General features: G+C 61.2%; 30 protein-coding genes. 4 read left to right on the forward strand and 26 right to left on the reverse strand.

Annotated elements, in window-relative coordinates; genetic code table 11:
• Window positions 1-251 precede the first annotated feature (251 nt).
• The gene (locus tag HNQ71_RS19870) at window positions 252-590 is read left to right on the forward strand and encodes a P-II family nitrogen regulator (RefSeq protein ID WP_006205430.1); all 339 of its coding nucleotides are present in this window, start codon (window positions 252-254) and stop codon (window positions 588-590) included.
• Window positions 591-656: 66 nt separating this feature from the next.
• Window positions 657-2,066, forward strand: a complete 1,410-nt coding sequence (glnA, locus tag HNQ71_RS19875) for a type I glutamate--ammonia ligase (RefSeq protein WP_111548994.1) — start codon at window positions 657-659, stop codon at window positions 2,064-2,066.
• Window positions 2,067-2,958: 892 nt separating this feature from the next.
• Here glnA and HNQ71_RS19880 read toward each other — a convergent pair.
• Window positions 2,959-3,999: a glutamine synthetase beta-grasp domain-containing protein gene (locus HNQ71_RS19880; protein ID WP_184874346.1), complete on the reverse strand. Its 1,041-nt coding sequence runs from the start codon at window positions 3,997-3,999 to the stop codon at window positions 2,959-2,961.
• A 316-nt stretch (window positions 4,000-4,315) separates the two neighbouring features.
• Here HNQ71_RS19880 and HNQ71_RS19885 point away from each other — a divergent pair, with 316 nt between their 5' ends.
• Window positions 4,316-4,513: a DUF2735 domain-containing protein gene (locus HNQ71_RS19885; RefSeq protein ID WP_184874347.1), complete on the forward strand. Its 198-nt coding sequence runs from the start codon at window positions 4,316-4,318 to the stop codon at window positions 4,511-4,513.
• Between the two features lie 83 nt (window positions 4,514-4,596).
• Here the strand turns inward: HNQ71_RS19885 and HNQ71_RS19890 are convergent, their stop codons facing one another.
• The 8 genes from HNQ71_RS19890 to HNQ71_RS35700 all read right to left on the reverse strand — a co-directional run bounded on the left by HNQ71_RS19890 (window position 4,597) and on the right by HNQ71_RS35700 (window position 13,183).
• Window positions 4,597-6,486, reverse strand: a complete 1,890-nt coding sequence (locus tag HNQ71_RS19890; RefSeq protein ID WP_184874406.1) for an MFS transporter — start codon at window positions 6,484-6,486, stop codon at window positions 4,597-4,599.
• 190 nt (window positions 6,487-6,676) lie between these two features.
• Window positions 6,677-7,468: an ATP12 family chaperone protein gene (locus HNQ71_RS19895; RefSeq protein ID WP_184874348.1), complete on the reverse strand. Its 792-nt coding sequence runs from the start codon at window positions 7,466-7,468 to the stop codon at window positions 6,677-6,679.
• A gap of 11 nt (window positions 7,469-7,479) precedes the next feature.
• Entirely contained in the window at window positions 7,480-8,352 is an 873-nt protein-coding gene (locus HNQ71_RS19900; protein WP_184874407.1) for a DMT family transporter, read from the reverse strand.
• A gap of 47 nt (window positions 8,353-8,399) precedes the next feature.
• Window positions 8,400-9,380, reverse strand: a complete 981-nt coding sequence (locus HNQ71_RS19905; RefSeq protein WP_109672261.1) for an RluA family pseudouridine synthase — start codon at window positions 9,378-9,380, stop codon at window positions 8,400-8,402.
• Between the two features lie 62 nt (window positions 9,381-9,442).
• Complete coding sequence (crcB, locus tag HNQ71_RS19910) at window positions 9,443-9,817, reverse strand: fluoride efflux transporter CrcB (RefSeq protein WP_184874349.1); 375 nt, start codon at window positions 9,815-9,817, stop codon at window positions 9,443-9,445.
• 140 nt (window positions 9,818-9,957) lie between these two features.
• Window positions 9,958-11,616 carry a hypothetical protein gene (locus HNQ71_RS19915; RefSeq protein ID WP_184874350.1) on the reverse strand — a complete coding sequence of 553 codons (1,659 nt, stop codon included), beginning with the start codon at window positions 11,614-11,616 and terminating at the stop codon, window positions 9,958-9,960.
• Between the two features lie 284 nt (window positions 11,617-11,900).
• A complete protein-coding gene (locus HNQ71_RS19920) occupies window positions 11,901-12,731 on the reverse strand; it encodes an aspartyl/asparaginyl beta-hydroxylase domain-containing protein (protein WP_184874351.1) in 831 nt (276 codons plus the stop codon).
• 227 nt (window positions 12,732-12,958) lie between these two features.
• The gene (locus tag HNQ71_RS35700; protein ID WP_343068196.1) at window positions 12,959-13,183 is read right to left on the reverse strand and encodes a DUF930 domain-containing protein; all 225 of its coding nucleotides are present in this window, start codon (window positions 13,181-13,183) and stop codon (window positions 12,959-12,961) included.
• Between HNQ71_RS35700 and HNQ71_RS19930 the strand changes: the two genes are divergently transcribed.
• Entirely contained in the window at window positions 13,147-13,485 is a 339-nt protein-coding gene (locus HNQ71_RS19930) for a hypothetical protein (RefSeq protein WP_184874410.1), read from the forward strand. The genes HNQ71_RS35700 and HNQ71_RS19930 overlap by 37 nt on opposite strands.
• A 24-nt stretch (window positions 13,486-13,509) precedes the next feature.
• On the opposite strand, the gene HNQ71_RS19935 is transcribed toward HNQ71_RS19930, so the two are convergent.
• The 17 genes from HNQ71_RS19935 to rplX form a co-directional block, all read right to left on the reverse strand.
• Window positions 13,510-14,817 carry a replication-associated recombination protein A gene (locus tag HNQ71_RS19935; protein ID WP_095089693.1) on the reverse strand — a complete coding sequence of 436 codons (1,308 nt, stop codon included), beginning with the start codon at window positions 14,815-14,817 and terminating at the stop codon, window positions 13,510-13,512.
• Window positions 14,818-14,859: 42 nt separating this feature from the next.
• On the reverse strand, window positions 14,860-16,347 hold the full coding sequence (locus HNQ71_RS19940) for a DegQ family serine endoprotease (RefSeq protein WP_184874352.1): 1,488 nt from the start codon (window positions 16,345-16,347) through the stop codon (window positions 14,860-14,862).
• 198 nt (window positions 16,348-16,545) lie between these two features.
• Window positions 16,546-16,977: a 50S ribosomal protein L17 gene (gene rplQ, locus HNQ71_RS19945; RefSeq protein ID WP_056588614.1), complete on the reverse strand. Its 432-nt coding sequence runs from the start codon at window positions 16,975-16,977 to the stop codon at window positions 16,546-16,548.
• Window positions 16,978-17,014: 37 nt separating this feature from the next.
• On the reverse strand, window positions 17,015-18,025 hold the full coding sequence (locus HNQ71_RS19950) for a DNA-directed RNA polymerase subunit alpha (RefSeq protein ID WP_013531438.1): 1,011 nt from the start codon (window positions 18,023-18,025) through the stop codon (window positions 17,015-17,017).
• A 104-nt stretch (window positions 18,026-18,129) separates the two neighbouring features.
• Window positions 18,130-18,519: a 30S ribosomal protein S11 gene (gene rpsK / locus HNQ71_RS19955; RefSeq protein WP_006205444.1), complete on the reverse strand. Its 390-nt coding sequence runs from the start codon at window positions 18,517-18,519 to the stop codon at window positions 18,130-18,132.
• Window positions 18,520-18,644: 125 nt separating this feature from the next.
• Window positions 18,645-19,013 carry a 30S ribosomal protein S13 gene (gene rpsM / locus HNQ71_RS19960; RefSeq protein ID WP_006205445.1) on the reverse strand — a complete coding sequence of 123 codons (369 nt, stop codon included), beginning with the start codon at window positions 19,011-19,013 and terminating at the stop codon, window positions 18,645-18,647.
• A gap of 192 nt (window positions 19,014-19,205) precedes the next feature.
• Entirely contained in the window at window positions 19,206-19,802 is a 597-nt protein-coding gene (locus HNQ71_RS19965) for an adenylate kinase (protein ID WP_095089687.1), read from the reverse strand.
• Window positions 19,799-21,139 (reverse strand): preprotein translocase subunit SecY, encoded by a 1,341-nt coding sequence (secY, locus tag HNQ71_RS19970; RefSeq protein WP_126069209.1) that lies wholly within the window; start codon window positions 21,137-21,139, stop codon window positions 19,799-19,801. Before secY ends, HNQ71_RS19965 begins: the two co-directional genes overlap by 4 nt.
• A 184-nt stretch (window positions 21,140-21,323) precedes the next feature.
• Window positions 21,324-21,797 carry a 50S ribosomal protein L15 gene (gene rplO / locus HNQ71_RS19975; protein WP_184874353.1) on the reverse strand — a complete coding sequence of 158 codons (474 nt, stop codon included), beginning with the start codon at window positions 21,795-21,797 and terminating at the stop codon, window positions 21,324-21,326.
• Window positions 21,798-21,819: 22 nt separating this feature from the next.
• Window positions 21,820-22,017 (reverse strand): 50S ribosomal protein L30, encoded by a 198-nt coding sequence (rpmD, locus tag HNQ71_RS19980; protein ID WP_023736690.1) that lies wholly within the window; start codon window positions 22,015-22,017, stop codon window positions 21,820-21,822.
• A 24-nt stretch (window positions 22,018-22,041) separates the two neighbouring features.
• A complete protein-coding gene (gene rpsE, locus HNQ71_RS19985; protein WP_006333394.1) occupies window positions 22,042-22,605 on the reverse strand; it encodes a 30S ribosomal protein S5 in 564 nt (187 codons plus the stop codon).
• A gap of 81 nt (window positions 22,606-22,686) precedes the next feature.
• A complete protein-coding gene (rplR, locus tag HNQ71_RS19990; protein WP_023757972.1) occupies window positions 22,687-23,046 on the reverse strand; it encodes a 50S ribosomal protein L18 in 360 nt (119 codons plus the stop codon).
• Between the two features lie 140 nt (window positions 23,047-23,186).
• Window positions 23,187-23,720 (reverse strand): 50S ribosomal protein L6, encoded by a 534-nt coding sequence (rplF, locus tag HNQ71_RS19995; RefSeq protein ID WP_095089683.1) that lies wholly within the window; start codon window positions 23,718-23,720, stop codon window positions 23,187-23,189.
• A gap of 90 nt (window positions 23,721-23,810) precedes the next feature.
• A complete protein-coding gene (rpsH, locus tag HNQ71_RS20000) occupies window positions 23,811-24,209 on the reverse strand; it encodes a 30S ribosomal protein S8 (RefSeq protein WP_006205453.1) in 399 nt (132 codons plus the stop codon).
• Window positions 24,210-24,221: 12 nt separating this feature from the next.
• Window positions 24,222-24,527, reverse strand: coding sequence for a 30S ribosomal protein S14 (gene rpsN, locus HNQ71_RS20005; protein ID WP_013895695.1), 306 nt, complete (start codon window positions 24,525-24,527; stop codon window positions 24,222-24,224).
• Between the two features lie 27 nt (window positions 24,528-24,554).
• Window positions 24,555-25,154: a 50S ribosomal protein L5 gene (rplE, locus tag HNQ71_RS20010; RefSeq protein WP_111548980.1), complete on the reverse strand. Its 600-nt coding sequence runs from the start codon at window positions 25,152-25,154 to the stop codon at window positions 24,555-24,557.
• The gene (rplX, locus tag HNQ71_RS20015; protein WP_006205456.1) at window positions 25,147-25,461 is read right to left on the reverse strand and encodes a 50S ribosomal protein L24; all 315 of its coding nucleotides are present in this window, start codon (window positions 25,459-25,461) and stop codon (window positions 25,147-25,149) included. Before rplX ends, rplE begins: the two co-directional genes overlap by 8 nt.
• Between the last annotated feature and the right edge of the window lie 9 nt (window positions 25,462-25,470).

Consider the following 25,470-nt stretch of genomic DNA (forward strand, 5'->3'; position numbering starts at 1 on the left):
GCACAAAACTGCCCGCCGAATGAGCGGTATGCCTAAATATTATGCGGATGCACATGCTGGCGCCCTGTCGGCCCCAGCAGCCCGTGCCGCACCTGATGCAGTGAATGACGCGAATTTGCTTCCCGGTGCGGCGCGGCTTTGAAATCGTATGAGACCGCTTTAAATCCGTCCAATTGGCACAGTTCGTGCTTGATGGAGGCGCAAGCGGGGGTTCACAACCCGTTTTTTTGGCAGTGGAGGCCACCTTTTACATGAAAAAGATCGAAGCGATCATCAAGCCATTCAAGCTGGACGAAGTGAAGGAAGCGCTTCAGGAGGCCGGACTGCAAGGCATCACTGTCACCGAGGCCAAAGGCTTCGGGCGCCAGAAAGGCCATACCGAGCTCTACCGCGGCGCCGAATATGTCGTCGATTTTCTGCCCAAGGTGAAGATCGAGGTCGTGCTTGGCGACGACGCGGTCGAAGGCGCGATCGAAGCCATCCGCAAGGCGGCCCAGACAGGCCGTATCGGCGACGGCAAGATCTTCGTCTCCAACATCGAGGAAGTCGTGCGAATCCGCACTGGCGAAACCGGCATGGACGCGGTCTGATCCGACCCGGCCATCCGCCTGAAAACCGTCATCATCAAAAAACGTCATCAAACAGGGATACATGACATGACGACAGCCAAAGACATCATGAAGCAGATCAAGGACAACGACGTGAAATTCGTCGACCTGCGCTTCACCGACCCGAAGGGCAAGCTGCAACACGTGACGATGGATGTCATCGAGGTCGAGGAAGACATGTTCGCTGATGGCGTCATGTTCGACGGCTCTTCGATTGCCGGCTGGAAGGCCATCAACGAGTCCGACATGGTGCTGATGCCCGATCCGGACACGGTCCACATGGACCCGTTCTTCGCGCAGTCGACCATGGTCATCCTGTGCGACATCCTCGATCCGGTTTCGGGCGAATCCTATAACCGCGATCCGCGTGGCACGGCCAAGAAGGCCGAGGCCTACATGAAGTCGGAAGGCATCGGCGACCAGATCTTCGTCGGCCCGGAAGCCGAATTCTTCGTCTTCGACGATGTGAAGTACAAGGCAGACCCTTACAACACCGGCTTCAAGCTCGATTCCACCGAACTGCCGTCGAACGACGACACCGACTACGAGACCGGCAATCTCGGCCACCGTCCGCGCATCAAGGGCGGCTATTTCCCGGTGCCGCCGATCGATTCCGCGCAGGATATGCGTTCCGAGATGCTGACCGTGCTCGCCGAAATGGGCGTGCGGGTCGAAAAGCACCATCACGAAGTGGCGGCCGCCCAGCACGAACTCGGCATCAAGTTCGATACGCTTGTTCGCAACGCCGACAAGATGCTGATCTACAAGTATGTCGTGCACCAGGTCGCCAACGCCTATGGCAAGACGGCTACCTTCATGCCGAAGCCGATCTTCGGCGACAACGGTTCGGGCATGCACGTCCACCAGTCGATCTGGAAGAACGGCAAGCCGACCTTCGCCGGCAATGAATATGCCGGCCTGTCGGAAAGCTGCCTGTTCTACATTGGTGGCATCATCAAGCACGCCAAGGCGATCAACGCGTTCACCAACCCGCTGACCAACTCGTACAAGCGTCTGGTGCCGGGTTATGAAGCGCCGGTGCTGCTCGCCTATTCGGCGCGCAACCGCTCGGCTTCCTGTCGCATCCCGTTCGGCTCGTCGCCCAAGTCCAAGCGCGTCGAGGTCCGCTTCCCCGATCCGGGCGCGAACCCCTACCTCGCTTTCGCCGCCATGCTGATGGCCGGTCTCGACGGCATCAAGAACAAGATCCATCCCGGCCAGCCGATGGACAAGGATCTTTACGACCTGCCGCCGAAGGAGCTGAAGAAGATCCCGACCGTCTGCGGTTCGCTGCGCGAAGCGCTGCAGAGCCTCGACAAGGATCGCGGCTTCCTGAAAGCCGGCGGCGTCTTCGACGACGATCAGATCGACAGCTACATCGAGTTGAAGATGGCCGAGGTGATGCGCTTCGAAATGACCCCGCATCCGGTCGAGTACGACATGTACTATTCGGTCTAAGATTCGATAGTCTATTCAAGCCCTTGAAAGAGTTCCCTCTTTCAAGGGCTTTTTGCTGCGCTCCGATGGGCCCCGCGCATGCCGACAGGTCCGCATCCATCACGATGGACGCACCTTGCCATTGAGCTTTTCGGTGCGTGTGAATGTCTGGTTGCTCAGCCCGCGTTTCATCGGCAAGCAGAAACTGTTCGGTCGATGGTGAACATGAAAGCCAGGAGCGAGCGGCGCACTGCCTCAGGCTACAGTGACCGCTCGTCCGGCGCCCACGCCTATGCCGCCGTTCAAGAAAACCCCGCCCGTCCGAACAGCATCGCGTGACGTAACCCCAAGCGCTTCGAATACGCATGCTGCACTGCAATCTGTCAACGCCGCTCGCTGGGGTGGAGATCGCCGATTTTGAGGTTTGAACGGAGGCTTGTGCAATGGCGTGCCAGCAGGCGAGAGCCACCAAAACAGGCGGTTTTCCAGGGCTTTTCAGCGTTTTCGTGGCCCGCGACGCGGCCTTGCGGGAAGCGCGCGCCAGCCTGGATCAACCCGCCTCGACGGCCCTCTTAGTGGTCTTTCCGCCTGACTTTTTTTGGGGGCTTTTGTTCGGTGAGAGCATCGCCACAAAGAGAACTCCGGCCTAGGCCGTCCAGGTAGTTCCGATAAGCGACATAGATCAGCGCCAGGAGGGCGAGGACGGCCGGGGGCGGGAACTACGGCATGCGATATTGGCGCGGCGCGTACACGCCTGCCCTGCCCCATGCGAAGGTCGTCTCGGCACTGAAAGCGCGCGGCATCGTCCCCGGCTGAGATCAGACGCCGCGCCATTCCCGTCACCCGATCCAGCAGCTGCAACAAAAAAGCCCCGGCGCGAACGCCGAGGCTCTTGTCATCCATGTCGAAACGCTTACGCGGCGGCTGAAACCTCGGCGCTCGCCGGCACCGAGGCGATCGTCTTCAGGATCTGCGAGGCGATCTGGTAGGGGTCGCCCTGCGAATTCGGACGGCGGTCTTCCAGATAACCCTTGTAGTCGTTCTTGATGAAGGAATGCGGGACGCGGATCGAAGCACCGCGATCGGCGATGCCGTAGCTGAACCTGTTCCACGGCGCGGTCTCATGCTTGCCGGTCAAACGCTTGTCGTTGTCCGGACCATAGACGGCGATGTGATCCATCAGGTTCTTGTCGAAGGCCGCCATCAGCGCTTCGAAATAGGCCTTGCCGCCGACTTCGCGCATGTAGGCGGTCGAGAAGTTGGCGTGCATGCCAGAACCGTTCCAGTCGGTGTCGCCGAGCGGCTTGCAATGGTATTCGATGTCGATGCCGTATTTCTCGGTCAGGCGCTGCATCAGGTAGCGGGCCATCCACATCTGGTCGGCGGCCTTCTTGGAGCCTTTGCCGAAAATCTGGAATTCCCACTGGCCCTTGGCCACTTCGGCGTTGATGCCTTCGTGGTTGATGCCGGCCGCAAGGCAGAGGTCGAGATGCTCTTCGACGATCTGGCGCGCGACGGAGCCGACATTGGAATAGCCGACGCCGGTGTAGTACGGGCCCTGCGGCGCGGGATAGCCGCTTTCCGGGAAGCCCAGCGGACGGCCGTCCTTGTAGAAGAAATATTCCTGCTCGAAACCGAACCAGGCGCCCTCGTCGTCGAGGATGGTGGCGCGCTTGTTGGAGGCATGCGGCGTGACGCCGTCGGGCATCATGACTTCGCACATGACGAGCACGCCGTTGGTGCGAGCTGGATCCGGATAGACCGCGACCGGCTTGAGCACGCAATCGGAGCTGTGGCCTTCGGCCTGCTGCGTCGACGAGCCGTCAAAGCCCCACAGCGGAAGCTGCTCGAGCGTCGGGAATTCGGCGAACTCCTTGATCTGCGTCTTGCCGCGAAGATTGGGGACCGGGGTGTATCCATCGAGCCAAATGTACTCGAGCTTGTATTTCGTCATTCTAGCCTCTCGTTGCTTGATCACCGAACACTGGACGGCGTCGACATGCGTCTGCCACCAGCAGCCGGCCTGCCGGATCACTAAAATGCAATTCGTGTGCCACTCTCGGCCTGGAGGGTGCGGCAAAATTGACGCCGCAGTCGATTGAAGTTGGCAAGCCGCCTAAGCAATGCGTTGCGATCAATCACAATCACAATTCGCACAAATAATAGGCAAATACTGATCTTTTCGTAGGCATATTGCCTAACTTGATTGCAGACCTTATCTTCGAGATAAGTTGAATCGACAAGGTTCGGCAGAAGAAAGGAGCCCGACAATGGAAATCATTTCCACGCGTCCGTCGGCCAAAATTCTGATGTTCCCGGCGGCAGTGCGCGTCTCTGCCTCAAATTTGAGCGGCAAGGCTAAGTTTGCGGCAGAGCTTGCCTCGCTGCGCGGTGTCCGGGCGGATTTCGGCGACGGCTGGTATCACGAGGCGGCGATCGAGGACGCGAAGCAGGACCGGCAAAGCTAGGCCCTGTGCTCATCGCATGTCGACATTGAAAAACCCGGCGCGATCGCTCGCGCCGGGTTTTCTGTTGGCTACCGAGCGGTCGGCTACTGCTTGGTATTCAGATCGGTTCCCAGCGTGTCCCTGACGAAGATCATGCCGATGACCAGCGACATCGCGGCGATGACCACCGGGTACCACAGACCAAAGTAGATATCGCCCCTGTAGGCACTGAGTGCGAACACGGTCGCCGGCAGCAGGCCACCGAACCAGCCATTGCCGATGTGATAGGGCAACGACATGCCGGTGTAGCGAATACGGGTCGGGAACATCTCGACCAGGATCGCGGCTATCGGGCCGTAGACCATGGTTACGAACAGCACCAGGATGAACAGGATGCCGATCGTCATCGGCCAGTTGATCCCCGCCGGATCGGCGAACATGGCGAAGGCGCCGCCGCCCGGTATGTTGTAGACGGTAACCTCGGGCGCACCCGCTGCCTCGTCGACCGTCAGCAGCTTGTCCTTGATCGCCTGGTCGGTCGGGACCGTCGCCTTGTCGCCGGCGCGGATCGCGGCGGCATCGAGCTTCAGCTCCGGGTTGGCGGCGACAAACGCGTCAAGCTTCTGGTCCGGGATCTTGATCGCCGCGCGCTTCAGCGGATAGCCGCCGTCCCGCAGCGACATGTTGACGGCCTTGATGAAGGCGGAGTCCTTGGCTTTCGCCTGATCGCCAGCGGCGATGGCATCGTAGGATTCCACCGTCTCGTTGCCGATCTTGACCGACGCGGCCGTCCCGGCCGCGGCCGTCGACACCACGTCATAGGGAACCGAGTTCTTGGTCAGGAACGAGGTCGCGATGTCGCAGGATGTCGTGAACTTCGCCGTGCCGACCGGATTGAACTGGAACCTGCAGTCGCCGGGTGCGGCGGTCACCGTCGCTCGCGTGTTCTGCTGGGCCTTGGCGAGTGCCGGATTGGCGGCCCAGGTCAATGCCTTGAACAGCGGGAAGGTGCAGACGATCGCCAAGGCAAGGCCCGCCATGATGATCGGCTTGCGGCCGATCTTGTCGGATAGCCAGCCGAAGACGACGAAGAAGATCGAGCCGAAGGCGAGCGCAATGGCGATCATGATGTTGACCGATTGCGCTTCGACCTTGAGCACGTTCTGCAGGAAGAACAGCGCGTAGAACTGGCCATTGTACCAGACCACGGCCTGACCGGCGGTAAGGCCGAGCAGCGCCAGGATCGCGATCTTGGCATTCTTCCACTGGCCAAAGGCTTCCGACAGCGGCGCCTTGGAACCCTTGCCTTCGTCCTTCATCTTCTGGAAGGTCGGAGACTCGGAGAGAGACAGCCGGATCCAGATTGAAACGGCAAGCAGCAGGAAGGAAACGATGAAAGGAATGCGCCAACCCCAGGCGGCGTAGCTTTCCTTGGTCAGTGACGCCTGCACGATCAGGATGACGATCAGCGACAGGAAAAGGCCGAGTGTCGCCGTCGTCTGGATCCATGACGTGTAGAAACCGCGCCGGTCATCAGGCGCATGCTCGGCGACATAGGTGGCCGCGCCACCATATTCGCCACCGAGAGCCAGGCCCTGCAACATGCGCAGGATGATCAGGATGACGGGAGCCGCGATGCCCAAAGTCGCATATCCGGGCAGCAGGCCGACCAGGAAGGTCGACAGGCCCATGATCGTCATGGTGACGAGGAACGTATATTTGCGGCCGACAAGGTCGCCGATGCGGCCGAACAGCAGCGCACCGAACGGGCGCACCAGGAAGCCGGCGGCGAACGCCAGCAGCGCGAAGATATTGCGCGTCGCTTCCGGAATGGTTGGACTGAAAAAGGTCGAACCAATGAACACCGCGAGCGAGCCGTAAAGATAGAAATCATACCATTCGAAAACGGTACCCAGCGAGGAAGCGAAGATGACCTTCTTTTCCTCCCGCGTCATGCCGCGGCTGGTTCCGCCGGCGGTCGATGCCATTGCCATAGAATTGTCCTCCCGTGAGACCTTTTCCTCGATGCTGTGCCTCATTGTCCGCGTTCTCCTCCGAACACGGACTCATGCACTGCGATCACGGAAAAAATGACAGAAAGCGCGCGCCAACGTCAGGGCGTCTTTGGGATTATGACTTTGGTATTAGGTGCGCTGCGGGATAAATCGGCGAGCGGTGCAGCCGTCAGGCCTTGAGAGCTTCCAGTAGGTTGGCGGCAGCCATCATGTCGCGCTTGCGGGCCGAGCGGCGCGCGACTGCTTCGGCGTCCTGTCCCCAATGCTCGATCTGCCAGTCCTCGTCGACATGGCCGGCGGCCCAGGCCGCCTCGGCGTCGAGTTCGCCGAAATCGACGGCCAGCGCCAGCAGCGCCGAACCGGTCAGCGAGGTCATCACATGGATGGCGGCGAGCCGCAGCGGTTTGGCACGCTGGGCAAGATGACTTCCCAGCACGGCGATCGCCTCGCGCGGCTGCTCGACATGGATGATGCCCTCGGCGAGGTTGAAGCGAGCCCCAAGGCTGCCGCGCGCCCAATCAAGGACCGGATCCCAACGTTCGTTCTGCCGCTCCACCAAGCCTTGCGGCGCGTCGGCGCGGTAGCAGAGCAGATCGGACGAGGCAAAGCGCAGTATGTCTTCCAGCACCGCCTGCGGATCGCTGGCGACACCGTCGATAGCGGTGTTGACGAGGCGCATCACCGGCATCGTCACCGGGTTGACGGTTTCGCCTTGTGCGGCGAATTCGTCGGCGACGAGTGCAGCCGCCGCCTCGGTCGGCAGTGTCAGCACGGCCTTGCCCGGCGTTCGCACCGGCTTGCCGTCGAGATGCACGGCAAAGCCGTCTTCCACCGGTGCCACCGAGACGGTCTTGTAGAAACGCTTCGGCAGAGGCGTCTTCATCTGGATCTGGGCGCGGCGCACCGGATCGGGATCGGAAAGCAGCTTGCCCGCTTCGAGGTCGTTGAGGATATCACGCATAGAAGTCTCTCTCAAACCGGCACCAGCTTGCGCGACGGCCTGTTGACGATGATCAGGCCGGCGGCAATCAGGCCAAGTGCCAGGAAAATGCGCATGGTCAGCGGCTCATTCAAGAACATGGCGCCGCACAGCACGCCGAAAACCGGCGACAGGAAGGTGAAGCTGGACAGGCCTGAAGCCGGATAGCGCCTCAGCAGCCAGAACCAAAGCACGTAGGTGAAGGCAACGATGTAGACCGCCTGGAAAAGCAGAGCCAACGTCGGCAGCACGGCAGGGTCGCGAATGGGCGAACCGGCGAGCGGCAGCACCAATATGCCGACGACTGCCGCACCGGCGAGTTGATAAAGCAGCAGCTTCTCGGCACTCGCCTCAACCAGCTTCGACCGCTTGATGAGGATGTTGGTCAAGGCCCAGAAAAATCCGGAGCCAAGGCTCAGGAGATCGCCGAACAGCATGTCCCCGCCGCCGCCAAGCTTGTCGGAAAAGACCGCGGTAAGGCCGGCAAAGGCCAGCAGCAGGCCAAGGAACTTGCGCAAAGTGATCTGCTCGCCGATCAGGAAGTGGCCGCCGACCAACATCCAGAACGGCATTGTGTTGACCAGCAGCGTGTTGCGGGCGACGGTCGTGTGCTCCAGGCCGACATAGAGGCAGAGGAACTCGATGCCGAACAGCACGCCAACCGCGATGCCGGCGGGCAATGTTCCATCGCGCGTGAAAAGCGCAATGCCGCGCCAGCGGCACCAGGCGAAGACACACAGGCCGCCGATGATCGAGCGCGCGATCGACAGGAAGACTGGATCGTAACCGGCGTAGGAGATCTTGGCGGCAACGTAGTTCAGCCCCCAGGAGAAGGTCAGGCCGACCATGATTGCGGCGGCGGCCATGTCGACCGTGTCGCGCCGGTCGAGCGTATCGGTCGCGCCGCTCACGATCAGTCCTCCGCGCTGGCGTCGTCGAAGCCGATCAGGTTCCAGCTCTGGCGCATATGCGGCGGCATCGGCGCGGTGACATCGATGACGCCCTTGTCCGGGTGTGGAATGATGATGCGGCGCGCATGCAGATGCAGGCGGTTTTGAATGCCGCCGGGGAAGTCCCAATTGGTGTCGGCCTCGAAATATTTCGGGTCGCCGAGGATCGGGCAGCCAATATAGGCAGCGTGAACGCGAAGCTGGTGCGTGCGGCCGGTGTAGGGCTCCATTTCCAGCCATGTCATCGTCTGCGCCGCCTGCTCGATGATGCGGTAGTAGGAGACGGCGTGGTCGGCGCCCTTTTCGCCATGCGCGGCAACACGCACGCGATCGCCATCGGGCGTCGGCTCCTTGATCAGCCAGGTCGAGATCTTGTCCTCGCGCTTTGGCGGCACGCCCTTGACCAGCGCCCAATAGGTCTTCTTGGTCTCGCGGGCGCGAAACGCTTCCGACAGCTTCATGGCGGCAAGCCGGGTGCGGGCGACGACCAGCACGCCCGAAGTGTCGCGGTCGAGGCGGTGGACCAGCCGCGGCTTCTCGCCCTTCTGGTTGCGCCAGGCTTCCAGCATGTCGTCGACATTGCGCGTAACGCCCGATCCGCCCTGCACCGCAAGGCCCGCCGGCTTGTTGAAGACGAAAACCTTGGGATCTTCATGGATCAGCATTTTCGCCAGGACGTCGGCATCGCCCTGGTTGCGGATAGAGTGACCGGTCAGCGCGCTCTCGCCCTTCTTGTCCACCTCGAGCGGAGGAACGCGCACCATCTGGCCGGGCTCTACCCGGGTGTCGGCCTTGACCCGGCCGCCATCGACACGGATCTGGCCGGAGCGCAACAGCTTTTGCAGATGGCCGAAGCCAAGGCCAGGGAAATGGGTCTTGAACCAGCGGTCGAGCCGCATGCCCGCCTCGCCGGCCTCCACGGTGATCTGTTCAACGCCTGCCATATTTTTGTTCGCTTATCCGTTTCCCGAGCAGGGTTCGGCCCGCTCTCGGCGCGGCAATAACACTATGAAACGGTTCTTGCGAGCCAAAGTCCCACAAACAGGGCGATAATGGCGCCAATGACGCTGGCAAGGGCATATCCAAAGGCCGGCAGCGTGGCTCCTCGCTCCCACAGGGTCGCGAAATCGAGCGAGAACGCCGAAAAGGTGGTGAAGCCGCCAAAGATGCCGGTGGCGACGAACAGTCTGAGTTCATTCGATCCGCCGCGGCGCGCCAAGGTGGCGATGAACAGGCCCATGGCGAACGAGCCGATGATGTTGATGACCATCGTCCCCCACGGATAGTTGGGGCCGACAAGACGCAGCGCGCCCATATTGGTGAGATGACGTATGCCGGCGCCGATGCCGCCGCCGACCACAACGAGAAGCAGGTTGAACATAGCCGTTTACTGCCTCCACCACAGCGGCATGGTCAATCCCCTGAAGGTGAAGACGATGCGGTTGGGACCGCGCAGACAATCGAGCGCGAACCGCCTTTCGCGGCCATCGTCGAGTTGGTCAGAGCGTGTCAACCTGATCGTCACCACTCAGGCGTTGTCCAGCCTGGGTATTTTTTCCTGAACTCGCTGTAAAGGGCATCGAGTTCCGTTTTGCTGACCGGGCGCAGCTGTTCATAGAGGTAGCCCTTGACGCCGCCGGACAGCTGATATGTCGCAATGCGCTCATAGGCGGCGCCGATACCTTTCCCTTCGACAATATCCTGATCCGGTATCGTGACGCAGATCTGCGCACCCGATTGCAAATGGGTAACAGGAGGGTCGGTTACGACGACATATCTCGATTTCAACGCTTCCGGTGCGAATTGATCGCGACTATCAACCTGGCAAGACCATCCGACACGAGGGTAAAGGTCCATATCCATTTCAAACAACAGCGAGCTATTCATGACCGCGCCTGAGGCAAACACCGAGAAGCGGTCCTCGGGCCGTATTTCCCTAACAAGATCGTCGATGAGGCGCCTGTATTCGGGAAGGTTGTCGAGGTGAAGAGGAAGCGTATCCTCCCTGGCAAAAACATAGCCGATCGGTGACAGCAACTGGCGGCCGATTGGGAAAAAAGTACCCAAATACGCGAACCCGGCGACGACGGCTATGAGGACGGTTGACCATCGAGATTTCAGCGCCGGCATCGAAACGATCGCGACGATTGCCTGGGCATATGCAGGAAAGAGCCATAGAAACATTGGCATCGAATGATGACGATCCGGATCCTGCGTCCGGGTGAAGATGAGGAAGGTGAGTACCGAGGCAAGAGCACAGAACAAAGCGAAACTGTTGCGGCGTATGATGGAGATATAAAGGCCCACTACGATCAACAGCCAGTTCACATAGCTGAGCCGCGATCCTACCTGGTCGATCTGCGAAACGAAGTTGGTTTTGTATCCGCTGTAAAGGTCACCGTAGCTGGTTCCCAGAATCTTGAGGATCAGGGGTTGCTGGAAGGCCAACGCGGCTCCGGCAATGACAAAAAGCGCGCACACGCCCCCTAACACAGCGTTGCGGAATGCCGCGAAGTCGCGGTCTTTTGCGACCTGCAACAAACAAAAGAAGGCTGCAGAAATTGCGATCCCTATGACAGCAAATGCATACCAACGGCGCAGCATGAACGCCAACCACAGGCATATGCCGATGCGTATTCCGTTGATCACCGGTTCGCGGGTCAGGAGCTTCGATTTCCAGAGAAAATAAGTTGCCGCAGAAAGCGCGAGGCAGCCGGCAATATCCGGCAACCCACGAAGCGTCGCCGACCAGAACGGCGTGTAGAGAAAGGCCGCGAACCACACGACAAACCAGCTTCGGGGCGATGGAGTGTCGGAGACCGCCTCCAGGTAGCTCATTCGTCCCATAAAAAGGGCGGTCGGGACCAGGTAAACGATGACTATTCCAGCGATATAGGAAAGCCTTGAACCGCCGAAAAACATGTGAAACGGCATAAGCGGCACCAGAATTGCCGCACTGTAGTCATCCCTCGCGACAGAGGCCCTCAATTGGCTCAGCCACTCGATCGGGCTCTCGGCCAGGAGCGAGCCATACTGGTCAAATCCATTGAAATAAGCGGCAAAATCCCAATAGTAGACGGGCTCCTCAAGCCATACGTATATCGCGGCGAAAGCAACGCCCAACAACGCGGTACATATGTAGATTTTTAGCCAGAATCCGAGGGTTTCGTTCTTCGTCACTTGAGGCCGCCAAGGAAGGGAAGAGACAGGACTGTCGAGGCAAACCGGGACTCCCGCCGATGCAGCAAGGAAGCCGTTCCGGCAATCAGGAACCCCACGCGATTCGTGTCAGGAACTGTCGAGAGCTTGGCGGGATGTATACTTGAACGCATGGCCATCGCAAGCATTCAGAACGCCCTCAAAAGACACGGGGCGGAACAGCGATGCACGGGGCATTGGATGAGTGGCGCGTTAAAAGCGCCTCAATGCCGCCGGCAGGGCCGGCAGCATTGACGATTTTAGACTCAGGTCGTCCCGACCTTCTTCGGCTTGGTCGAACCGATCATCTTCCAGTTCTTGTAGAACATCGAGTTGATGCGCTCGACACTCACCGAGACGACGGCGAGCATGCCTGCGATCAGCCCGGGAACCGGAGATGGTCTGATAATGTCCATGAACACGCAGTAGCGACGACCATCATATTCGTTGACCGAGCGATGCAGCAGCGTGTCGTCGAAAATGAACAGCGGATTGTCATACCAGTAGTTCTTGACGTTGCCGCATTCGACGAAAATCTCCGACTTCACCGGGATCAGATTGTAGAGAATGCGCAGGCTGAGCCGCAGTGGGCCGAAATGCCATGAGGTCGATTCGCGCTTGCTGAAGACGGAGACGGCGATGGTCTTGATGTATTTGAAATCCTTGTTGAACTCGGCGACGTTGTCGATCTTGTGCTTGCCGTACCACTGATAGACATACATGCCGCGCCGGCCGGCACCGAAATTGGCGTCGATGTCGGCGATGATCTCGTCCTTGCGCGCCTTGAAGATGTCCAGGACCTCATTGACCTCGCGCTGATAGTCAGCGGGGAACTGCTCCAGTTTCCAGACGCCGGGATTGCGGTAGCACAAGAGATCGACCAGCAGGTTGAAAGGCGAAAGCAGCCAGGTGAACAGGCCGTTGCCGAGGAAATAGCCTGAGAACAGCGACAGGTCCTTGCGGTCGTTGCGCAGGACATCGATGAGGCCGAGCACGATAAAGACCGACGTCAGGATCGGGATGAAGTAAAAGCCAAGGGCGAGAAGCGGGATGGCAATGGCGAATTTGCGAAGGGTTTTGCGAAGGGTTCTTGTCATTTTTCCACGCGCGAAGCGCGATCCTGTTGCGAATGAGGTGCCAAAATCATGGCAACGACCACCGCCCGGCCGTGCGCCTTGATAAGGTTTTTTGGGTCACCACACAACGGCCGCGGTATCGCGGCCGGCTGGCTGCCTTGTGAAGCCTGCCGGATTTCGGTCAATGCACCGCCGGCAGGCCAAGCTCGTCCCATTTTTCCTTGGGGACCAGATCGCCAACCAGGAATTCAAAGCCGACGACGCTTTCGCCGTCCCCAGCCAGCCGCGCCATTCGCGGCGATGGTGGTTCCAGTGATTTTTTCCTCCGCCGTTGCGTAGGGCACGACCCGCTCCGGCTTGAAATCCGTGCGCCATTTGCGAATCTGATCCAGCTTCGAGATTGCACAGTTGAACCATGCGCTCGTCGGAAGCGAAGGTGGCGAGATCGGCGCGCGCCTGCCGGCTGCGCGGATCGGCCAGCGTCTTGGCCGACAGCATTTCGGTCGGCCGGATCATGGCCGCTGTGGCGGGCGGTTGCGGTCTGGGCGGGCTCGAAGTGGGCGGAGGCACCGCTGCAGGCGCTTTGGGCAGTGCCGGCGTCACGGGAGCAGGCGGTGGCCTGGTCGCCGCCTCGAACTGTTGCGGCGTCAGGATGTCGACCGACACCCGCTCCTCCTCGAGCCGCTTGGGCCGCTTCGGCAACGGCATCAGGGCCAGCGTCGCAGCCAGCAGCGTGTGCAGAACGACCGAAGCGGAGCCTGGTTTGGAAGCGTGACGACGACCGGGCCACGCAAGCCTACTATTCCCGCTCTTTGCGCAGCTTCGCCCAATAGTCGAGCCGCTTTCGGATGTCGCGCTCGAAGCCGCGCTCAGGCGGATCATAAAAGGTCTGCCGGCCCATCTTCTCGGGAAAATAGTCCTGGCCCGAAAAGGCATCCGGCTCGTCGTGGTCGTAGCGATAGCCGGCGCCGTAATCCTCCTCTTTCATCAGCTTGGTCGGCGCGTTGAGGATGTGCTTCGGCGGCAGCAACGAGCCATGCTCCTTCGCCGCACGCGTGGCTGCCTTGAAGGCGGTGTAGACGGCATTGGATTTGGGCGCGGTGGCGAGATAGACGGTGGCCTCGGCAAAGGCGAGTTCGCCCTCGGGCGAGCCGAGGTAGTCGTAGGCGTCCTTGGCGGCATTGGCGACGACAAGCGCCTGCGGGTCGGCAAGGCCGATGTCTTCCATCGCCATGCGCACCAGCCGGCGGCCGAGATAGAGCGGATCCTCGCCGGCATCGAACATGCGTGCCAGATAATAGAGCGCGGCGTCGGGGTCTGAACCGCGCACCGATTTGTGCAGCGCCGAGATCAGATTGTAGTGGCCGTCCTGGCCCTTGTCGTAGATCGGCGCGCGGCGCTGGACGATGCGCTGCAGACCTTCGGGGTTGAAGATCTCGCCTGGCTTTGCAGCCCGCCACACCTCTTCAGCAAGCGTCAGCGAGGCACGGCCGTCGCCATCACTCATGCGGATGAGCATCGCCCTCGCCTCGTCGTCGAGCGGCAGCGCCCTGCCCTCGGTCTCCTCGGCTCGCGCCATCAGCTTGGCGATGCTTTCCTCGCCCAATGAGTGGAAGACCAGCACACGCGCGCGCGACAACAGAGCCGCGTTCAGTTCGAAGGACGGGTTTTCGGTGGTGGCACCGACCAGCACGACAGTCCCGTCCTCCATGACAGGAAGAAAAGAATCCTGCTGGGCGCGGTTGAAGCGATGGATCTCGTCAACGAACAACAAGGTCTGGCGACCGTTGGTGCGGCGCAGCTTGGCGGCTTCGAACACTTTTTTCAGGTCGGCGACGCCGGAGAACACCGCCGATATCTGCTCGAAGGCAAGACTGGTTTCGCCGGCAAGCAACCGCGCTACAGTGGTCTTGCCGGTGCCGGGCGGTCCCCAGAAGATCATCGAGCCAAGTGAGCCGGAACCAATCAGCCGGGTCAGCGCGCCATCAGGGCCGGTCAGATGCTCCTGGCCGACGACCTCGCCGAGGTTTTTCGGCCGCAGCCTGTCGGCGAGCGGCCGCCCGGGCGACGCCTTTTCCGGTTCATCGACGCTGAACAGATCGGCCATGCACTTCTTTTTGGTTGGAGCATGAACCCGAAGGGACGTGCTTTAATAACGCAACACCTGACGCAGTATCTGCCCGCCGCGCTCGACGGTAAAGCGCCACCAGCGCGTATCCGCCTGGGCGGCCTGCTCCAGTGTCGCCGCGGTATCGATGGTGGTGCCGTTCACTTCGCGCACGATGTCACCCGGCTGGAAGCCGAAATCGGCGGCCGGCGAGTCGCGGTTGATGTCGACCACGGTCACGCCCTTGATGTCGGTGCGCAGACCAAGCTTCTGGGCGAGCCGGGGCGACAGTTCGGCGACCTTGGCGCCCGAGAACGGGCTGCGGCCGTGCAGCGTCACTTCAGCCGCCTTCATGCCCTCGGGAGCGCGCTCCAGCGCGATGTCCATCGCCGCCTGCTGGCCTTTGGTCAGAACCGCGAAATTGGCGGTGGTGCCGATCGACAGCGTCGCCATCCGGTAATCCAGCGCTTCGATGCTCTCGACCGGCTTGCCATTGAGCTGCAGCACGACGTCGCCGGGCTTGAGGCCCGCCTTGGCCGCCGGTCCGGTCGCCTCGACCGACGAGACCAAAGCACCTGTCGGCTTCTCCATGCCGAGCGACTCGGCAATCTGCGGCGTCACCGCTTCGAACTCGGCGCCGATATAGGGCCGTTCGAAGAAATCGAGCCCGGCCTTGGCCGCATCGGCGAAGGCGCGCACCATGTTTGCGGGGATGGCAAAGCCGATGCCGATCGAGCCGCCGCTGCGGCTGTAGATAGCCGTGTTGATGCCGACCAGCTGGCCGCCCATGTTGATCAGCGCACCGCCGGAATTGCCGGGGTTGATGGCGGCGTCGGTCTGGATGAAGAAGCTTGAATCGGCGACGCCAATATGGCTGCGGGCAAGTGCCGAAACGATGCCGCTGGTGGTGGTCTGGCCGACACCGAAGGGATTGCCGATGGCCAGTACTAGATCGCCGACCTCGAGCGCGTCGGAATCGCCGATGGCGATGACCGGAAACGGCTTGTCCGAGGTGATCTTGAGCACCGCAAGGTCGAGTGTCTCGTCCTTCAGCATCACCTTGCTGTCGAACTCACGACCGTCCGCGGTCGCCACCTTGACCTGGTCGGCATCCTTGATGACGTGGTAATTGGTGACCACGATGCCGGTCGGATCGACCAGCACGCCGGAGCCGAGCGAGGACTGGGCGCGCGGCTGCGAGCGGCCGAAGAATTCCTCGAAGAACGGATCACCGTCGAAAGGCGACGTCACCTTGGCGGTCTGCGAAGCATAGACATTGACCACGGCCGGCGCCGTCTGCTTGACCAGCGGTGCGAACGACAGCTGCACCTCCTCGCGGCCGAACGGCACGCGCTTGTCGGGGCCGGATGTAGAGTTCTCGCCTTCGACGCCATGCAAGAGGTCGGTCAGCACGTCGGACAGGCCGGGATCGGTCTTGGTCTCTTCGGCCAATGCCTGCCTGACCACCGGTGCGGCTGCGAACGCCATCATGGCGAAGAGCAGGACAAGGGACAGTCGGTTGGCGCGCATTCACGAATCCTCCAAGGCGAGTTCGGGGGCATTGTCCCGACGATTGTGCAAAATGAAAGGCTAAGCCGCTGAAATCCGATTATTTTGGCCAAAGAGCCTCGGTTCCGGCCTGAAGATCCGCTTTGACTGCAATCTCCTGCTTTCAGAAAACAAAAAGGGGCCCGCAGGCCCCTTCGAATTCATTCCGGAAACCAAGCCTTACGCGGCTGCGGCGTCCGCGTCGGTGCCTTCGGCTTCGATGCGAGCGCGGTCGCCGGCGCCCTTGGCCGAGGTGTCGCGATCGACGAACTCGATGACCGCCATGGCGGCATTATCGCCGTGACGGAAGCCCGCCTTCATGATGCGCAGATAGCCGCCATTGCGGGTGGCGTAGCGCGGGGCGATGGTATCGAACAGGCGCTTGACGACGCCTTCATTGCCGATCTGCGCGATCACCTGGCGGCGGGCGTGCAGGTCGCCGCGCTTGCCGAGCGTCACCAACTTCTCGACGATCGGACGCAAATCCTTCGCCTTCGGCAGGGTGGTGACGATCTGCTCGTGCTCGAGCAGCGACACCGCCAGGTTCGCGAACATCGACTTGCGGTGGCTTATGCTGCGGGCGAACCGGCGGCCCTTAAATCCGTGGCGCATGGCTCTTCTCCTTCATTGCGGGTTCAGAGGCAACGCCTCAATATTGATCTTCGTAACGCTTGGCGAGGTCTTCGATGTTTTCCGGCGGCCAGTCCGGCACTTCCATGCCGAGGTGCAGGCCCATTGCCGCCAGGACTTCCTTGATCTCGTTCAGCGACTTGCGGCCGAAGTTCGGGGTGCGCAGCATCTCGGCTTCGGTCTTCTGGATCAGGTCGCCGATATAGACGATGTTGTCGTTCTTCAGGCAGTTGGCCGAACGCACCGAAAGCTCGAGCTCGTCGACCTTCTTGAGCAGCGCCGGGTTGAAGGCGAGCTCGGTGACGGCTTCGGCGGCGACTTCCTTCTGCGGCTCGTCGAAGTTGACGAACAGGCCGAGTTGGTCTTGCAGGATGCGGGCAGCGAAAGCCACCGCGTCCTCGCCAGTGATCGAACCGTCGGTCTCGATGGTCATGGTCAGCTTGTCATAGTCGAGGACCTGGCCCTCGCGGGTGTTCTCGACCTTGTAGGAGACCTTCTTGACCGGCGAATACAGGCTGTCGACGGGGATCAGGCCGATCGGCGCGTCTTCGGCGCGGTTGCGGTCGGCCGGCACGTAGCCCTTGCCGGTGTCGACGGTGAATTCCATGCGGATTTCAGCGCCTTCGTCCAGCGTGCAGATGACGTGGTCGGGGTTGAGGATTTCGACATCGCCAACCGTCTGGATGTCGCCGGCGAGAACCGCACCCGGTCCCTGCTTGCGCACGACCATGCGCTTGGGGCCATCGCCTTCCATGCGGATGGCGATTTCCTTGATGTTCAAGACGATGTCGGTCACGTCCTCGCGCACGCCGGCGATGGACGAGAATTCATGCAGAACGCCGTCGATCTGCACGGCGGTAACAGCCGCACCGCGCAGCGAAGACAGAAGCACGCGGCGCAGCGCGTTGCCGAGCGTCAGGCCAAAGCCACGCTCAAGCGGCTCGGCGACCAGCGTGGTCAGCGTCTTCTTCTTCGACGAGAACTCGATCTTGTTCGGCTTGATCAGTTCCTGCCAATTTTTCTGGATCATGATGCTTTCCTTCCGTTGACCCGCCACCATCCAATCGTGGCGGGCGACCTGGAATGCCGTGGAGGAGCACCCCAAAGGGCGCTCGCGCGGCGTTCGGTAATTTTTTAGACGCGGCGCTTCTTGCGCGGGCGGCAGCCATTGTGCGGGATCGGCGTCACATCACGGATCGAGGTGATGGTGAAGCCGGCCGCCTGCAGGGCGCGCAGTGCCGATTCACGACCGGAGCCGGGTCCGCAGACCTCGACTTCGAGCATGCGCATGCCGTGTTCCTGGGCCTTCTTGGCAACGTCCTCGGCAGCCATCTGGGCAGCGAACGGGGTCGACTTGCGCGAACCCTTGAAGCCCTGGGCACCGGCCGACGACCAGGCAATCGAATTGCCCTGTGCGTCGGTGATGGTGATCATCGTGTTGTTGAAGGTCGAATTGACGTGGGCGACGCCCGACGAGATGTTCTTGCGTTCGCGGCGGCGAACACGAGCGGCTTCCTTGGCCATGATAGTCCTTTCAGTTGATCTCTACACCGCCGTAATGCCAGCGGCTCCACCTTGCAAAAGCGAGTAGGGCGTAGCGAATAGTGGGTAGAAACCTATTCGCTACGAACCAATCGCTATTCGCTCAATTACTTCTTCTTGCCGGCGATCGACTTGGCCGGGCCCTTGCGGGTGCGCGCATTGGTATGCGTGCGCTGGCCGCGAACCGGCAGCGAGCGGCGGTGACGCAGGCCGCGGTAGCAGCCGAGGTCCATCAGCCGCTTGATGTTCATCGAGACTTCGCGGCGCAGGTCGCCCTCGACCTGATAGTCGCGGTCGATGGTTTCGCGGATCTGCAGCACTTCCGCGTCGGTGAGCTGGTTGACGCGACGCTCGGCCGGGATGCCGACCTTGTCGACGATCTCCTGGGCGAACTTCTTGCCAATGCCGTGAATGTACTGAAGCGCAATGACGACGCGCTTGTTGGTCGGAATGTTGACGCCGGCTATACGAGCCATATTCTTCTCTTCTCCATGTGGGCCGGACGAACCGGCGCTATCTTAAGTTGCCCCGCGTCCGGTGGAGGCCGGCCCATGCGGGAGTTTCCAGTTCAAAGCGGCTGCCTTGCCCTTGCGGACAAGCAAAACCGATGCCTGATAGGAAGACGGGCCGCCATACCGCAGCGAACCGCTCCCGTCAAGTGCAATCGTTTAAATTCCCCGCGTTGCGTCCCTGAGCACCGCTTCGATCTGTCCCGTCACGGCATCAATATCGGCCATGCCGTCGACGCTGCGGAGCGTGCCCTTGGCATAATAGTAGCCAATCAGCGGCGCCGTCTTCTTGTAGTATTCCCTCAGACGCTCCTCGAACACGGTCGGATTGTCGTCCTTGCGCACGGGCTGGCCGGCGGCCTGCGCCTCGTTGGCGCGCTTGACGATACGACCAACCAGCGCCTTGTCGTCGACGACAAGTTCAATGACCGCATCGAGGCCCTGCGAGCGGTCCGAAAGCATTTGCTCTACCGCGTCCGCCTGCACCAGGGTTCGCGGATATCCGTCGAGGATGAACCCCTTCGCGCAATCCGGCTGATCGATGCGTTCGGCGACGATGGCGTTGACGATGGCGTCGGAAACCAGTTCACCGGCATCCATCACCGCCTTGGCGCGTTTGCCGACTTCGGTGCCAGCCTGGACTGCAGCACGCAGCATGTCGCCCGTCGAGAGCTGGGGTATGCCGTGTTTTTCTACCAGTCTTTGTGCTTGTGTCCCCTTGCCCGCCCCTGGCGGCCCAAGCAATATCAACCTCATCTGGCTTTCTTCCCCCCGCGCAGCTTCGACTTCTTGATCAGGCCTTCATACTGGTGCGCGATCAGGTGGCCCTGAATCTGCGCAACCGTATCGAGCGTGACACTGACCACGATCAGAAGCGATGTGCCACCAAGGTAGAATGGTACGCCAGTCGCCGAGATCAGGAACTCCGGCAGCAGGCACACCAGCACCAGATAGATGGCGCCGACGACGGTGATGCGGGTGAGAACGTAATCGATGTAATCGGCGGTGCGCTCGCCCGGACGATAGCCCGGGATGAAGCCCGAATGCTTCTTGAGCTGGTCGGCGGTGTCCTTCGGGTTGAAGACAATCGCAGTGTAGAAGAAGGCGAAGAACACGATCATCGCCGCGTAGAAAGCCATGTAGAGCGGCTGGCCGTGGCCGAGCGACGCCAGGACGGTGCTTGCCCAGGCCGGCATGTTGGTCGTCTGCGAGAAGCCGGCGACGGTGGCCGGCAGCAACAGCAGCGACGAGGCGAAGATCGGCGGAATGACGCCCGACGTGTTGAGCTTCAGCGGCAGATGCGAGGTATCGCCCTGGAACATGCGGTTGCCGACCTGGCGCTTCGGATACTGGATCAGCAAGCGGCGCTGGGCGCGCTCGAAGAACACGATCAAGGCGATGACGACGATGGCCAGAACGATGATCGCCAGGATGAGGCCGGTCGACAGCGCGCCGGTGCGGCCAAGCTCCAGCGTGCCGGAGATGGCATGCGGCAGGCCGGCGACGATGCCGGAGAAGATGATCAGCGAGATGCCGTTGCCGATGCCGCGGGCGGTGATCTGTTCGCCCAGCCACATCAGGAACATGGTGCCGCCGACCAGCGTGACGACGGTCGAGATACGGAAGAACATGCCGGGATCGCTGACGATGCCGTTGCCACCCTCCAGGCCGACCGAAATGCCATAGGCCTGAACCAGCGCAAGCAGCACGGTGCCGTAGCGCGTGTACTGGTTGATGACCTTGCGGCCCTGTTCGCCTTCCTTCTTCAGCGCTTCCAGCGACGGGATAACCGACGTCATCAGCTGCATGATGATGGAGGCGGAGATGTACGGCATGATGCCAAGCGCAAAGATCGCCATGCGCTGCACGGCGCCGCCGGCGAACATGTTGAACATGCCGAGCACGCCCTTGCTCTGCGACGAGAAGGCCTGGGCGAAGGCGTCGGGATTGATACCGGGAAGCGGAATATAGGTGCCGAGGCGATAGACGAGCAACGCGCCGATGGTGAACCAGATGCGTTTCTTCAGGTCCTCCGCTTTGGCGAAGGCCGAGAAATTCAGATTCGAGGCTAGTTGTTCAGCAGCCGAAGCCATGCCTGATTCTCCGCTTGGTAACGCTTGATGGCCCTTGAGGTCAGGCGGCGCGTTTCACCGAAGCTCACGAGATAAGCTCCGGGCTCTAAACATGCAAGCGGCCGCGTTGACGCGGCCGCCTAATTGAGCAGATCAAAGCGCAATCGTGAGCAAAAACGGATCCCGCTCGCGCTTCAAATTGCCGTTACTCGGCAGCTGCCTTTTCCGGCAACTTGACCGAGCCGCCGGCCTTCTCGATCTTCTCGATCGCGGCCTTGGAGGCGCCGGCGACGTCGAAGGCGAGCTTCGCCTTGATCTCGCCGTCCGAGAGGATGCGCACGCCGTCCTTGAGGCGGCGAATGACGCCGGCAGCGACCAGCGATTCAGCCGTCACGGTTGCCTTGGCGTCGAGCTTCTTGGCGTCGATGGCCACCTGGATACGGGCCAGCGAGACGACGGTGAAGCTCTTGGCGAAGATGTTGTTGAAGCCACGCTTCGGCAGACGCCTGTAGAGCGGCATCTGGCCACCCTCGAAGCCGTTGATGGCGACGCCGGAGCGCGCCTTCTGGCCCTTGACGCCGCGACCGGCCGTCTTGCCGGAGCCGGAGCCGATGCCGCGGCCGAGACGCTTCTTGGAGTGCGTCGCGCCGTCCTTGTCACGCAGATCGTTGAGTTTCATCTGGGTTCTCCTGCGCTCTGGCTCAGCCCTCGTCCACGACGCGGACGAGATGCTGGACGGCAGCGATCATGCCGCGCACGGAGGGCGTATCTTCCAGCGTGCGCTGCTTGTGCATCTTGTTGAGGCCGAGCCCGACCAGCGTCGCGCGCTGTTCCTTCGGGCGGCGGATCGGCGAGCCGATCTGCTCAACGGTGACGGTCTTTGTTGCTTTCTTGGCCATGGTCAAAATCCCTGGTCAGATCGACTATTCTTCAGCCGCAACGGCGGTGCCGCGGCGGGCCTGAAGGGTCGAATACTTGATGCCACGAGCAGCAGCCACATCCTTGGGATGCATCTGGCTCTTCAGCGCGTCGAAGGTGGCGCGAACCATGTTGTAGGGGTTCGACGAACCCATCGACTTGGCAACCACGTCATGCATGCCGAGCGTCTCGAAGACGGCGCGCATCGGGCCACCGGCGATGATGCCGGTACCTTGCTTGGCAGCGCGCAGCAGAACACGTCCGGCGCCCCAGCGTCCTTCGACGTCGTGGTGCAGCGTACGACCCGAGCGCAGCGGCACGAAGATCATGTCGCGCTTGGCCGATTCAGTTGCCTTGCGGATAGCTTCCGGCACTTCGCGCGCCTTGCCGTGACCAAAGCCCACGCGGCCCTTCTGGTCGCCGACGACGACGAGTGCTGCAAAACCAAAGCGACGGCCGCCCTTGACGACCTTGGCGACGCGGTTGATGTGGACGAGCTTGTCCACCATGCCGTCATCGCGTTCCTCACGATCGCGGCCGCGGCCGCCATCCCTACGTTCCTGTGCCATATCCTGTTCCTTGTTTTTTTCCGGAAGCACGGTTGCTGATAAGATCCGGCGCCTCTGTGGGTCACCGGGGGCGAAAGTTCTTTAGAAGCTCAAGCCGCCTTCACGGGCAGCCTCGGCGAGCGCCTTGACGCGGCCGTGATAGATGTAGGCGCCGCGGTCGAAGACGACTTCCTTGACGCCGGCCTTGGTGGCGCGCTCGGCGATCAGCTTGCCGATCGCGGCGGCAGCGGCAGTGTCGGCGCCGGTCTTGAGCGAACCCTTGAGGTCCTTCTCGAGCGTCGAGGCAGCGACGATGGTGTGGCCCTTGGCGTCGTCGATGACCTGCACATAGATGTTCTTCGACGTGCGGTGAACCGACAGACGCGGACGCTCGCCGGCGACCTTCTTGATCTGACGACGGACGCGCTGCGCACGGCGCTGCGTGGATTCCTTGGTACCCATGATAGTCTTCCTTGCCTTCAAAAAACGGGGGCCGCCATATGCGGTAGGCGAAAACGCCTCCCGCGACCGCTCCCCGCGGCGTTACACTTCTTTGGCTTGGTCCTTTCCGAAAAGTCTGCAACTTTTCGGGCCCAAGCCCACTACTTCTTCTTGCCTTCCTTGCGGACGATCTTCTCGCCAGCGTAGCGGACGCCCTTGCCCTTGTAGGGCTCGGGACCGCGGTATTCGCGGATCTCGGCGGCAACCTGGCCGACCTGCTGCTTGTCGATGCCGGTCACGGTGATTTCCGTCGGCTTCGGCACAGCGATCGTGATACCGGCCGGCGTCTCGTAGACGACGTCATGGCTGAAGCCAAGTGCCAGCTGCAGGTTCTTGCCCTGCATGGCGGCGCGATAGCCGACGCCGGTGATCTCGAGCTTCTTCTCGAAGCCGTCCTTCACACCCTGCAGGATGTTCACGATCTGCGTGCGCGACATGCCCCACTTGGAGCGCGCCGTCTTGGTCTGGTCGCGCGGCTGGACAGCGATCTCGCTGCCTTCCATCTTGACCAGCACTTCTTCGTTCACCACGAACTTCAGCTCGCCCTTGGGGCCCTTCGCCGTCACGGTCTGGCCGTTGACGGTCGCGGTCACGCCCTGCGGCAGCGAAACGGGTTTCTTTCCAATACGAGACATTTTGTTGTCCTCGTCACTTCTCTTGTTTCAGGTCTCTGTCTTCGGGCATGACCCCGAAGACCGGATTCCAATTTTTCCGATCACGCCAGATCAGAAGATCTGGCAGAGGATTTCACCACCGACGTTCTGTTCACGCGCTTCGTGGTCGGCCATCACGCCCTTCGGTGTCGAAAGGATGGCGATGCCGAGGCCGTTGGCGACGTGCGGAATCGACTTGGCCGAAACATAGACGCGGCGACCAGGCTTCGAGACGCGGGCTATTTCGCGCACGACCGGCGCGCCGTCGAAATACTTCAGCTCGATCTCGATTTCGGACTTGCCGTTGTCGAAGTCTGTCTGGCTGTAATCGCGGATATAGCCTTCAGCCTTCAGCACGTCGAGGACGCGGGTACGCAGGCGCGAGGCCGGCGTCGAGACGCTCGACTTCTTGCGGCCGTAGGCGTTGCGGATGCGGGTCAGCATATCGCCGAGAGGATCGCTCAATGACATGTTATGTCCTCCTTACCAGCTCGACTTGACCAGGCCCGGGATCTGGCCGTTGTTGCCGAGATCACGGAGCGCGATGCGCGATACTTTGAGCTTGCGATAGTAGGCGCGCGGACGGCCGGTGACTTCGCAGCGGTTGCGGATGCGGATCTTGGCCGAGTTGCGCGGCATGGCGGCAAGCTTGAGCTGAGCGCGGAAGCGCTCTTCCATCGGCTTGGACTGATCCATGATGATCGCCTTCAGCGCAGCGCGCTTGGGACCGTACTGGTCGGCAAGCTTGCGGCGCCTGTTGTTCTTCTCGACTGAGCTGGTCTTTGCCATTTCAGATTTTTCCTTTTCTCGCTGCCGTTACTGGCGGAAGGGGAAGTTGAAAGCCTTGAGCAATGCCCTGGCTTCGTCGTCCGTCTTCGCAGTCGTACAAACGATGACGTCCATGCCCCAGATCTGATCAACCTTGTCGTAGTTGATCTCCGGGAACACGATGTGTTCCTTGATGCCCATGGCATAGTTGCCACGGCCATCGAAGCTCTTCGGATTGAGTCCGCGGAAGTCGCGGACGCGTGGCAGTGCGATGTTCACGAGGCGGTCGAGGAACTCGTACATGCGTTCCTTGCGCAGCGTGACCTTGGCGCCGATCGGCATCTTCTCGCGGACCTTGAAGCCGGCGATGGAGTTGCGGGCGCGGGTGACTACAGCCTTCTGGCCGGCGATCATCGCAAGGTCCTCGGCAGCGATCGAAGGCTTCTTCGAGTCGCCGGTCGCTTCGCCAACGCCCATGTTCAGCACGATCTTGTCGATGCGGGGAACCTGCATCTCGTTCTCGTAGCCGAACTGCTCCTGCAGCGCCTTGCGGATGGTCTCGTTGTAGACCTGCTTGAGGCGCGGCGTGTTCTGAGCCTTGGACTGCTTGCTTTCAGCCTTGGGCTTCGTGGTTTGAGCCTTAGCCATTGATGACTTCTCCCGAGCGCTTGGCGACGCGCACCTTCTTGCCGTCCTTCTGGAAGATGAAGCCGACGCGGGTCGGCTTGCCATCCTTGGGGTCGGCCAGCGCGATGTTCGACAGCTGGATCGGCGCTTCCTTGGTGATGATCCCGCCCTCTTGGGACTGGGACTGCTTCTGGTGACGACGGATCATGTTGACGCCGCGCACCAGCGCGGTGTCATCCTTCGGCTGAACCGAGAGGACTTCGCCCGAACGGCCCTTGTCCTTGCCGGCCAGCACGACGACCTTGTCGCCTTTTCTAATTTTTTGCATTGGTCCGGC

The sequence above is a fragment of the Mesorhizobium sangaii genome (genome assembly GCF_014207355.1).
In the GTDB taxonomy this organism is placed as follows: domain Bacteria; phylum Pseudomonadota; class Alphaproteobacteria; order Rhizobiales; family Rhizobiaceae; genus Mesorhizobium; species Mesorhizobium sangaii.